The organism is Actinomadura sp. CNU-125 (assembly GCF_001942465.1).
Classification (GTDB): Bacteria; Actinomycetota; Actinomycetes; order Streptosporangiales; family Streptosporangiaceae; genus Spirillospora.
On the sequence record NZ_MKJY01000477.1, the window covers coordinates 35,112 to 45,525 of the forward strand.

The 10,414-nt window shown below is 73.1% G+C and carries 8 protein-coding genes; 5 read left to right on the forward strand and 3 right to left on the reverse strand.

Translation table 11 applies throughout. The features are described 5' to 3' along the window. Positions 1-117: 117 nt before the first annotated feature. The 5 genes from dnaK to clpB all read left to right on the forward strand — a co-directional run bounded on the left by dnaK (position 118) and on the right by clpB (position 7,074). The gene (gene dnaK / locus BJF79_RS38225) at positions 118-1,974 is read left to right on the forward strand and encodes a molecular chaperone DnaK (RefSeq protein ID WP_075904703.1); all 1,857 of its coding nucleotides are present in this window, start codon (positions 118-120) and stop codon (positions 1,972-1,974) included. Further along, a complete protein-coding gene (gene grpE, locus BJF79_RS38230) occupies positions 1,968-2,705 on the forward strand; it encodes a nucleotide exchange factor GrpE (RefSeq protein WP_075904705.1) in 738 nt (245 codons plus the stop codon). Before dnaK ends, grpE begins: the two co-directional genes overlap by 7 nt. 103 nt (positions 2,706-2,808) lie before the next feature. Continuing rightward, a complete protein-coding gene (gene dnaJ / locus BJF79_RS38235) occupies positions 2,809-3,984 on the forward strand; it encodes a molecular chaperone DnaJ (RefSeq protein ID WP_075904706.1) in 1,176 nt (391 codons plus the stop codon). 2 nt (positions 3,985-3,986) lie between these two features. Continuing rightward, positions 3,987-4,433 carry a heat shock protein transcriptional repressor HspR gene (locus tag BJF79_RS38240; protein WP_143220764.1) on the forward strand — a complete coding sequence of 149 codons (447 nt, stop codon included), beginning with the start codon at positions 3,987-3,989 and terminating at the stop codon, positions 4,431-4,433. Between the two features lie 43 nt (positions 4,434-4,476). Next, a complete protein-coding gene (gene clpB / locus BJF79_RS38245; RefSeq protein ID WP_075904708.1) occupies positions 4,477-7,074 on the forward strand; it encodes an ATP-dependent chaperone ClpB in 2,598 nt (865 codons plus the stop codon). Positions 7,075-7,109: 35 nt separating this feature from the next. On the opposite strand, the gene BJF79_RS38250 is transcribed toward clpB, so the two are convergent. The 3 genes from BJF79_RS38250 to BJF79_RS38255 are packed head-to-tail and all read right to left on the reverse strand — an operon-like array spanning position 7,110 to position 10,260. Beyond that, the gene (locus BJF79_RS38250; protein ID WP_262403182.1) at positions 7,110-7,388 is read right to left on the reverse strand and encodes an ATP-binding protein; all 279 of its coding nucleotides are present in this window, start codon (positions 7,386-7,388) and stop codon (positions 7,110-7,112) included. A 17-nt stretch (positions 7,389-7,405) separates the two neighbouring features. After that, positions 7,406-9,466, reverse strand: a complete 2,061-nt coding sequence (locus BJF79_RS63630) for a hypothetical protein (RefSeq protein WP_262403179.1) — start codon at positions 9,464-9,466, stop codon at positions 7,406-7,408. After that, positions 9,463-10,260, reverse strand: a complete 798-nt coding sequence (locus tag BJF79_RS38255) for a hypothetical protein (RefSeq protein WP_075904712.1) — start codon at positions 10,258-10,260, stop codon at positions 9,463-9,465. The genes BJF79_RS63630 and BJF79_RS38255 overlap by 4 nt, the downstream gene beginning before the upstream one ends. Between the last annotated feature and the right edge of the window lie 154 nt (positions 10,261-10,414).

Here is a 10,414-nt window from a genome sequence, read left to right on the forward strand (position 1 = left end):
AGGAGCCGCCCGGGCAACCTTGCGAACTGGAGACCAACCGGCCGCACCCTGCCGCTTACGACCAGCGGGACGCGACCGGGTGCGATAACACCGGACGAACGACGGAGGAACGAGAACATGGCACGTGCGGTCGGCATCGACCTCGGGACGACCAACTCGGTCGTCGCGATCCTGGAGGGCGGCGAGCCCACCGTCATCGCCAACGCGGAGGGGTCGCGGACCACGCCGTCCGTCGTCGCCTTCGCCAAGAACGGCGAGGTCCTGGTCGGCGAGGTCGCCAAGCGCCAGGCGGTGACCAACGTCGACCGGACGATCCGGTCGGTCAAGCGCGAGATGGGCACCGACTGGAAGACCAAGATCGACGACAAGGACTTCAACCCGCAGCAGATGAGCGCGTTCGTGCTCCAGAAGCTGAAGCGGGACGCCGAGGCGTACCTGGGCGAGTCCGTCACCGACGCGGTCATCACCGTCCCGGCGTACTTCTCCGACCACCAGCGCCAGGCCACCAAGGAGGCCGGCCAGATCGCGGGTCTGAACGTCCTGCGGATCATCAACGAGCCGACGTCCGCGGCGCTGGCGTACCACCTGGAGAAGGAGAACGAGGCCACCATCCTGGTGTTCGACCTCGGCGGCGGCACGTTCGACGTGTCCCTGCTGGAGGTCGGCGACGGGGTCGTCGAGGTCAAGGCCACCAGCGGTGACAACCACCTCGGCGGCGACGACTGGGACCAGGCCGTCGTGAACTGGCTGGTCGAGAAGTTCAAGAACGCCAACGGCGTCGACCTGTCCAAGGACAAGATGGCGCTGCAGCGGCTCCGCGAGGCCGCCGAGAAGGCGAAGATCGAGCTGTCCGGTTCGTCCGAGACGCAGATCAACCTGCCCTACATCACCGCCTCGGCGGAGGGCCCGCTGCACCTGGACGAGAAGCTCACCCGGGCCGAGTTCCAGCGGCTGACCTCCGACCTCCTCGACCGGACCAAGGCGCCGTTCCAGTCGGTGCTGAAGGACGCGAACATCACGGTGAACGACATCGACCAGGTCGTCCTGGTCGGCGGTTCCACCCGGATGCCCGCGGTGTCCGACCTGGTCAAGGAGATGACCGGCAAGGAGCCGAACAAGGGCGTCAACCCGGACGAGGTCGTCGCGATCGGCGCGAGCCTGCAGGCGGGCGTGCTGAAGGGCGAGGTGAAGGACGTCCTGCTGCTGGACGTCACCCCGCTGAGCCTCGGCATCGAGACCAAGGGCGGCATCTTCACCAAGATCATCGAGCGGAACACGACGATCCCGACCAAGCGGTCGGAGACGTTCACCACCGCCGACGACAACCAGCCGTCCGTGGAGATCCAGGTCTACCAGGGCGAGCGCGAGATCGCCGCGTACAACAAGAAGCTCGGCACCTTCCAGCTCACCGGCCTGCCCCCGGCGCCGCGCGGCGTCCCGCAGATCGAGGTCACCTTCGACATCGACGCGAACGGCATCGTGAACGTCAGCGCGAAGGACCAGGGCACCGGCAAGGAGCAGTCGATGGTCATCACGGGCGGCAGCGCGCTGCCCAAGGACGACATCGAGCAGATGGTCAAGGACGCCGAGCAGTACGCCGAGGACGACAAGCGCCGCAAGGAGGAGGCCGAGGTCCGCAACCAGGCCGACACCCTCGCCTACTCGACCGAGAAGTTCCTGCGGGAGAACGACGAGAAGGTCCCCGCGGAGCTGAAGGGCGAGGTCGAGGAGGCCGTCGCCGAGGTCAAGAAGGCGCTGGAGGGCACCGACGTCGACGCCATCAAGGGCTCGACGGAGAAGCTCGCGCAGGTCAGCCAGAAGATGGGCGCCGCGATGTACGCCCAGAACCCCGAGGGCGCCCAGGCCGGCGCCGAGGAACCGGGGCCGACGGCGGACGCGCAGGGCGGCCAGGACGACGAGGTCGTCGACGCCGAGATCATCGACGACGACAAGCCGAAGGGTGACGCATCGTGAGTACCTCTCCCGATGAGGGCGAGGAGAAGGAGGGACCGGTGATCCGCGACAAGCGGCGCATCGACCCCGAGACGGGGAAAGTCCGGGAGAAGGCGGGCGAGAAGGACAAGCCCGCCGCCCCGGCGGCCCCGGCCGACGAGGCGGCGGGGGCCGCCGAGGCCGGGGCGGGCAACGGCGAGGCCGCGGCGCTGCAGGAGCAGCTCACCGAACGGCTCGACGACCTGCGGCGGCTGAAGGCCGAGTACGACAACTACCGCAAGCGCGTCGACCGGGACCGGGTCGCGGTCCGCGAGCAGGCGCTCGGGCAGGTGCTGTCGGAACTGCTGCCGGTGCTGGACGACATCGGCCGCGCCCGCGACCACGACGAGCTGACCGGCGGGTTCAAGTCCGTCGGGGAGGCGCTGGAGGCGGTCACCGGCAAGCTCGGGCTGGAGAGCTACGGGGAGAAGGGCGAGCCCTTCGACCCGACGGTGCACGAGGCGCTGATGCACTCCTACTCGCCGGACGTCACCGAGACGAGCGTCGTGGACGTCCTGCAGCCCGGGTACCGGATCGGCGAGCGGATCCTGCGCGCGGCGCGGGTCGCGGTGGCCGAGCCGGACCCGAACGCGGAACCGGCCGCGGGCGGCGACGCGGACGCGGCGGACGACACCGCCGATGCCGCCGCGGCGGACGAGTCGGCGGACAAGCCGTCGAACAAGTCGGACGACTCCGGCAAGTCCGACGAGTGACGCACGGACGGCCCGTCCCGTCCCCGCGCGGGGCGGGACGGGCCGGACGGCCGGGCGGCGAGACTGGACGTAGGCAGTTGGGCAGAGCAGAGAGCGGGGCGCCGTGAGCACCAAGGACTACCTGGAGAAGGACTACTACAAGGTCCTCGGTGTCTCCAAGACCGCCTCGCAGGAGGAGATCAAGAAGTCCTACCGGAAGCTGGCCCGCAAGTACCACCCGGACGCGAACCGGGGCGACGCCGACGCCGAGGACCGCTTCAAGGAGGTCTCCGAGGCCTACGACGTCCTGTCCGACGAGAAGCGCCGCAAGGAGTACGACTCGGTGCGGTCCATGCCGGGCGGGTTCCGCGGCCAGCAGGGCGGCGGCTTCCCCTTCGACCTGGGCGACATCTTCGGGCAGCAGGGCGGCGCCGGAACGCAGACCGGCGGCGCCGGGGAACGCATCGGCGACCTGTTCGGCGGCCTGTTCAACCGGGGCGGCGGCGCCGGCACCCGGACGGGCGGGACGCGGCGGGCCCGCCGCGGCGCCGACGTCGAGACGGACGTGACGCTGACGTTCGGCCGCGCGATGAACGGCGTGACCGTCCCGATCAAGCTGACGAGCGAGGCCGCGTGCGCGAACTGCCGCGGCACGGGCGCGAAGGCGGGGACCGTCCCGCGGGTGTGCCCGAACTGCGAGGGCACCGGGCACGAGACCCGCAACCTGGGCAACTTCGGGTTCCAGGAGCCGTGCAAGGAGTGCCGGGGCCGCGGCCTGGTCGTGGACGACCCGTGCCCGACCTGCCACGGCAGCGGCCGCGCCACCGGCACCCGGACGATCCAGGCGCGCGTCCCGGCGGGCGTGTCCGACGGGCAGAAGATCCGGCTGAAGGGCAAGGGCGCGCCGGGCGAGGCGGGCGGCCCGAACGGCGACCTGTACGTGAACATCAAGGTGAAGCCGCACGCGGTGTTCGGCCGCGACCGCGACAACCTGACGCTGTCGGTGCCGGTGACGTTCCCGGAGGCGGCGCTCGGCGGCGAGATCCGGGTGCCGACGTTCCAGGGGCAGCCGGTGACGCTGAAGCTGCCCGAGGGCACCCCGAACGGGCGGACGTTCCGCGTCCGGGGCCGCGGCGCGCCCCGCCGGGACGGCACCAAGGGCGACCTGCTCGTCACGGTGGACGTGCAGGTCCCGGCGAAGATCGACGACCAGACGCGCGAGGCCCTGACCCGGCTGCGGGAGGCGGGCGACGGCGACGACCTGCGCGCCGACCTGCTCAAGCAGGCCAGACAGGAGTGATCATGGACCCGTTCGGTGACGACACACCGGTCTACGTGATCTCCGTGGCGGCGCAGCTTTCCGGCCTGCACCCGCAGACGCTGCGGACCTACGACCGGATGGGGCTGGTGTGCCCCGGACGGACGGCGGGCCGGGGCCGCCGCTACTCGATGCGCGACATCGTCCTGCTCCGCGAGATCCAGCGGCTCTCGCAGGAGGAAGGCATCAACCTGTCGGGCATCAAGCACATCCTGGAGCTGCAGCGCGACAACGTGCGGCTCCGCGACGAGCTCGCCAAGGCGCACGCCGCCCTGGAGGAGCTCGCGAACGAACTCGAATCGACCCGTGCGGTCGCGGCGCGGCTGGCGCAGCAGCGGCGGCACGGCGACCCGGGCGCGCCCGGGTCCGACCTGGTGCCGATCCGGCGCACCAGCGTCGTCGTCTGGCAGCAGCGGCCCGAACACGAATAGGGCTCACCGGGCTTTCCAAGGTGACGCAGGGGGAGAGCGGATCATGGAAGACAAGCTGACGCAGAAGAGCCAGGAGGCGGTGTCGGTCGCGATCCGCCGGGCGGCGGCCGAAGGCAACCCCGAGGTGGAGCCGCAGCATCTGCTGGTGGCGCTGATCTCGCTGCAGGACGGCACGGCGGTGCCGCTGCTGGAGGCCGTCGGCGCCGACTGGCAGGCGATCCGGCGGCGCGCCGAGGAGCAGCTCGCCGCGCGGCCGAAGGCGGCCGGGTCGACGGTGTCGGCGCCGCGGCTGTCCGCGCAGCTCCACCGGGCGATCACGACGGCGGGCGCGCGCGCACGGCAACTGGAGGACGAGTACGTCTCCACCGAGCATCTCCTCGTGGGCCTCGCCGCGGACGGCGGCCCCGCCGCCGGGCTGCTGAAGGAGGCGGGCGCGACGCCGGACGCGCTGCTGGACGCGTTCGCGAAGGTGCGCGGGCACGCGCGCGTCACCAGCGAGAACCCCGAGGGCACGTACCAGTCGCTGGAGAAGTACGGCGTCGACCTGACCGCCGCGGCCCGGGACGGGCGCCTCGACCCGGTGATCGGACGCGACGCGGAGATCCGCCGGGTCGTCCAGGTGCTGTCGCGGCGCACGAAGAACAACCCGGTGCTGATCGGCGAGCCGGGCGTCGGCAAGACCGCCGTCGTGGAGGGGCTCGCGCAGCGGATCGTCGCCGGGGACGTGCCGGAGTCGCTGCGCGGCAAGACGCTCGTGTCGCTGGACCTGTCGGCGATGGTCGCGGGCGCGAAGTACCGCGGCGAGTTCGAGGAGCGGCTCAAGGCCGTCCTGCACGAGATCAAGGAGAGCGAAGGACGGATCGTCACGTTCATCGACGAGCTGCACACCGTCGTGGGGGCGGGCGCGGCCGAGGGCGCGATGGACGCGGGCAACATGCTGAAGCCGATGCTGGCGCGCGGCGAGCTGCGCATGATCGGCGCGACGACGCTGGACGAGTACCGCGAGCGCATCGAGAAGGACCCGGCGCTCGAACGCCGGTTCCAGCAGGTCCTCGTCGGGGAGCCGTCCGTCGCCGACACCGTCGCGATCCTGCGCGGGCTGAAGGGCCGGTACGAGGCGCACCACAAGGTGCAGATCAACGACTCGGCGCTGGTGGCGGCGGCGACGCTGTCCGACCGGTACATCACGTCGCGGTTCCTGCCGGACAAGGCGATCGACCTGGTGGACGAGGCCGCGTCCCGGCTCCGCATGGAGATCGACTCCCGCCCGGTCGAGATCGACGAGCTGCAGCGCGCCGTCGACCGGCTGCGGATGGAGGAGCTGAACCTGTCGAAGGAGACCGACGAGGCGTCCCGGCAGCGGCTCGACCGGCTCCGCAAGGACCTCGCCGACAAGCAGGAGCAGCTGTCCGGGCTGGTCGGCCGCTGGGAGCGGGAGAAGGCCGGGCTGAACCGGGTCGGCGAGATCAAGGAACGCATCGACCAGCTGCGCGGCGAGGCCGAACGGGCGCAGCGCGACGGCGACCTGGAGGTGTCGTCCCGCCTCACCTACGGCGAGATCCCCGAGCTGGAGAAGCAGCTTGAGGAGGCGTCGGAGGCCGCCGACACCACGGACGCGATGGTGAAGGAGGAGGTCGGGCCGGACGACGTCGCCGACGTCGTCGGGTCCTGGACCGGCATCCCCGCCGGGCGGCTGCTGGAGGGCGAGACCGCCAAGCTGCTGCGCATGGAGGACGAGCTGGGCCGCCGGCTGATCGGGCAGGCGTCGGCCGTCCGGACGGTGTCGGACGCGGTGCGGCGCGCCCGCGCGGGCATCAGCGACCCCGACCGGCCGACCGGGTCGTTCCTGTTCCTCGGCCCGACCGGCGTCGGCAAGACCGAGCTGGCGAAGGCGCTCGCGGAGTTCCTGTTCGACGACGAGCGGGCGATGACGCGCATCGACATGAGCGAGTACGGCGAGAAGCACAGCGTCGCGCGGCTCGTCGGCGCCCCGCCCGGATACGTCGGGTACGAGGAGGGCGGGCAGCTCACCGAGGCGGTGCGCCGCCGCCCCTACTCGGTCGTCCTGCTGGACGAGGTCGAGAAGGCCCACCCGGAGGTGTTCGACGTCCTGCTGCAGGTGCTCGACGACGGGCGGCTCACCGACGGGCAGGGCCGCACGGTCGACTTCCGCAACACGATCCTGATCCTGACGTCGAACATCGGGTCGCAGTTCCTCGTGGATCCGACGCTGGAGAACGGCGCGAAGCGCGAAGCCGTCTGGAACGCCGTCCGGAACTCGTTCAAGCCCGAGTTCCTGAACCGGCTCGACGACGTCATCCTGTTCGACGCGCTGTCGACGGCGGAACTGACGCGCATCGTGGATCTGCAGGTCGACAAGCTCGCCGAGCGGCTCGCGGAACGGCGGCTGACGCTGACGGTGTCGGACGCGGCCCGCGAGTGGCTGGCGCTGACCGGCTACGACCCGCTGTACGGGGCGCGGCCGCTGCGCCGGCTCGTCCAGACGGCGATCGGCGACCAGCTCGCCCGCGAGCTGCTGGCCGGGGACGTGCGGGACGGCGACGGGGTCGTCGTCGACCTCGACGAGGCCGCCGACCGGCTCACGGTCGAACCCGCCGGGGGGCTGACGCTCACGAAGTAGGGCGCGCCGGGCGTCCGGGCCGGGCGGCGGGCGGCTCAGCCGCCGGGGAGCACGAGCCGGAAGTGCGCGCCCTTCAGGACCGGATGCACGGCCTGCCGGGCCTCGACCGTCAGGTCGCCGTCGACGCGCTGGGCGAGGGTGCGGGCGCGGTTCAGCCCGTCGCCGCGCCCGTCCCCGCGCGTCGACGTCCCCTTGCGGAAGACGCGGTGGCCGATCGTCTCGTCGATCCCGGGGCCGCTGTCCTGGACGTCGACCACCAGGTCACCGGCGGACATCGTGGCCAGCACCTGGACCGAGCCGCCGCTCTCGCCCACGGCCTCGGCGGCGTTGCTCAGCAGTTCGTAGAGCAGCGTCTCCAGCAGCTCGGCCCGGACGGCGACGGGCGCCGCCGCCGGGCCGCGGACCGTGAGATCGATCCGCGGGTGGGCGGCGGCGAAGTCCGGCCGCAGGCGGGCGAGCACCTCGGCGAGGTCGCCGTCGCCTGCCGAGCGGGCACGTCGGCGGCCGTCAGGTTCGCGGTCTCCGCGACGAGCGCGCGCGCCGCGTCCGGGCCGGGCGCGGCGTCGTAGCCGGCACGGCCCGGCGCGAGCGAGTGCCGGTACAAATCGAAGGGGCGCAGGTCGGGTTCGGCGGCGGCGCGTCCCGGTTCGGCCGCCGCCTCCGACAGCCGCTCCACGGCGCCGGGGAGGTGCTCCTTCGCCTGCCCGGCCAGGCCGATCAGCGCACCGCACCGGCGGAACACGATGCCGTCGTCGCCGGCCCGGGCGGCTAGGGGAAGGGCGCCGAGCGCCTCGATGCCCGCGCGCACCGACGCCTCGTCCGCCTGGCCGCCCCGGCCCGCCCGATCTGCCCGGTCGGAGTTCAGCGCGATCTCGCGGACGATGTCGTTCACCCCGACCGGCACGCCCGGCATGGCGGCCGACAGCGCCGCCCAGAAGACGACCTCGGCCGCCGGGGAGCCCGCGACCGGCGCGAGCACCGCGTCGCGGACCGGCGCGGTCATCCGCGCGTCCTCCCCCCAGCGGGGCAGGCCCCCGGCGGCCGGGCGCCGGTCGGAGTCCCGCCGCAGGAAGTCGAGGAACAGCCGGACGAGCGCCGGGTCGAGCCCGCTCTCGGACTCCAGTGCGGCCGTGGTGGCGAGGTCGCCGAGCCCGGCGAGGTCCACGACCCACGACAGCGTCCGCAGGTTCACGGTTTCGTCGGGAGTGTCGAGGGCGTGGGTGAAGGCGGTGACCGGCCACTGCCGGCCCGCGACGCGCAGCAGCGCGACCGGACGCCGCGCGGGCGTCTTGACCAGCCGCAGCAGCGAGCGCAGGTCGAGGACGGCCGCGTCCGTCCGGTCCGCGTACCCGCGCGGGACGAGCCCGTGGCCGACGGCGAGGAACGGCGCGAGACCGGGCAGCGGCGGCACCGTCCGGGTTCCGGGGTCGGCGACGTAGAGGTCGACGTGCCCGGACGGGCGGAAGCCGCCGGTCTCGGGGTCGGCGAACAGCCCGGAGAGCTCGGTGAGGTGGCCGCCCTCGACGGGGTGCGCGGTCGTCTCGGGGGCGGTTTCGACGCCGAGGAACGCGTCGAGTGCGGCGGCGAAACCGGCGGCGATGTGCGGGCCGCCCGTCCGGCGCAGGGAGTCGTAGGCGTCGAGGAGCCGGTGCTCGGCGGACTCCTGCCGGACGGACCACAGCGCGAACGACGACGGCCGCGGCGTCGCCGGGTCCAGGTGCCAGCGCAGGACCTCCGCGGGCTCCGCCTTCCAGGGCCAGGCGGGGAGCGGCGGCGCGGCCGCGGGCCCGCCGGACAGCTCGTCCGGCCGGTCCAGCATGCCTTCGGCGGCCAGGATCAGGCCCTTGTCCGCCAGCGACCGGCAGGCGGCGTGCCACTCCTCGGCGCTGTCGGCGAGCGCGTCGATCCGCGCGATGACGGCGGCGCGCCGCTCGCCGATGCGATCTTCCAGCGCCTCCTCCAGCGTCGCGAGGTGCTCGGCCACGTCGGGCCACGACGTCTGGCAGAACTCGACGAGCAGTTCCCGGTCGGCGGTGAAGTCCGTGCCCGCGAGCCGCGCCTGTTCGGCCAGTTCCTCCAGCCGGACGGCCAGCCGGTTCTGCCTTCGGGCGCGCACCCGGTCGAGCCGCTGGGTGAGCTCGCCGACGCGCCCCTCCTCGATGGCGGCGCAGTCGGCGAGCATCGATTCGGCGAGCGCGAAGCGGCCCTCGGCGACCAGGCCGTCGAACACCGCGTACTCGTCCTGACCGGCGGCGATACCCGCAAGCAGGGCGTGCGCCAGGTCCGGCGGACCGGCCGCCTCGTCGAGCGCGACCAGCAGCCGCCGGTGCCGGAACCGCTGCGGCCACTCCTCGACGAGCTCGCCCAGCAGGGCGTCCAGTTCCTCGTTCACCGCCGTCGCCCCCGTCCCCCGCGCTGCCCGGCCCGGTACCAGTCGTAGAGCGGGCGGAGCCGTTCCAGCAGCGCGATCATCGGCAGCCCGTACGGGCCCGCGACGCGCCCGACCTCGGTGAACAGGTCGTCCCAGCGGTCGGCCAGCAGCTTGCCGAGGCGGCGGTAGCCGTCCAGTTCCTCGCCCATGCTCTCCAGGTCGGCGAGTTCCCCTTCCCGCGCCACCAGGTGCCGTGCCGTCCGGACGATCGACTCGACCCGGCGCAGCGAGGACGTCTGCACGCGCCCCGCGATCGGCGTGCCGCCCGCCTCGCGGACGAGCGCGTCCAGATGCCGCCGGACGCTCGCCGGAAGGTGCGGCTCCAGGTGGGGGCGCCGACGGGGGTCGAGGGCCGCCTCCCGGATCAGGGTGAGCAGGCCGCCGTCGGTGGTGAGCGCCTCGTGCATCGCGCCCCCGGCCTCGAAGATGAACCAGCCGCGCAACTCCTCGAAGTGGTCGATCTCCGCCGCCAGGCCGGCCCAGGTGTCCTCGGCCTCGGTGCGGTCCGCCGCCTGTTCGAGCGAGGACGCGAAGGTCCGCATCGGCAGCGGGCGGCGCGGCCCCCGCTCGACGGCCTCGACGGCGAGCCCGCGCCAGGCGTCCGGCAGCACGTCGGTCAGCATGTGGGCCACCTCGGCGCCGTGCTCGCCGCCGCCGAGCAGCGCGTCGGCCATCCCGCCGACCGCGCCGACCAGGCGCGCCGCGGACTCGGTCTCCAGCAGGAGCAGCGCCGCGCTGAGCAGCAGGTCGCCCATCGGGGCGCCCTCCAGTGGTCGGCGCGGCGCACGCGGCGAACGTCCTCCTGGTTCGACAGCAGCCGCCCGACGACCGCCGCCTCGATGAACGCGCGGCGCCGCCAGGCGTCGGCGACGAGCCAGCGGGCCCAGCGTTCCCGCTCGTCCGGACGGT

What these genes read in the sequence shown, in the direction of transcription:
- dnaK (WP_075904703.1), top strand. Translation starts at nt 118, where the DNA reads ATGGCACGTGCGGTCGGCATCGACCTCGGGACGACCAACTCGGTCGTC.
- BJF79_RS38240 (WP_143220764.1), top strand. Translation starts at nt 3,987, where the DNA reads ATGGACCCGTTCGGTGACGACACACCGGTCTACGTGATCTCCGTGGCG.
- clpB (WP_075904708.1), top strand. Translation starts at nt 4,477, where the DNA reads ATGGAAGACAAGCTGACGCAGAAGAGCCAGGAGGCGGTGTCGGTCGCG.
- BJF79_RS38255 (WP_075904712.1), bottom strand. Translation starts at nt 10,260, where the DNA reads ATGGGCGACCTGCTGCTCAGCGCGGCGCTGCTCCTGCTGGAGACCGAG.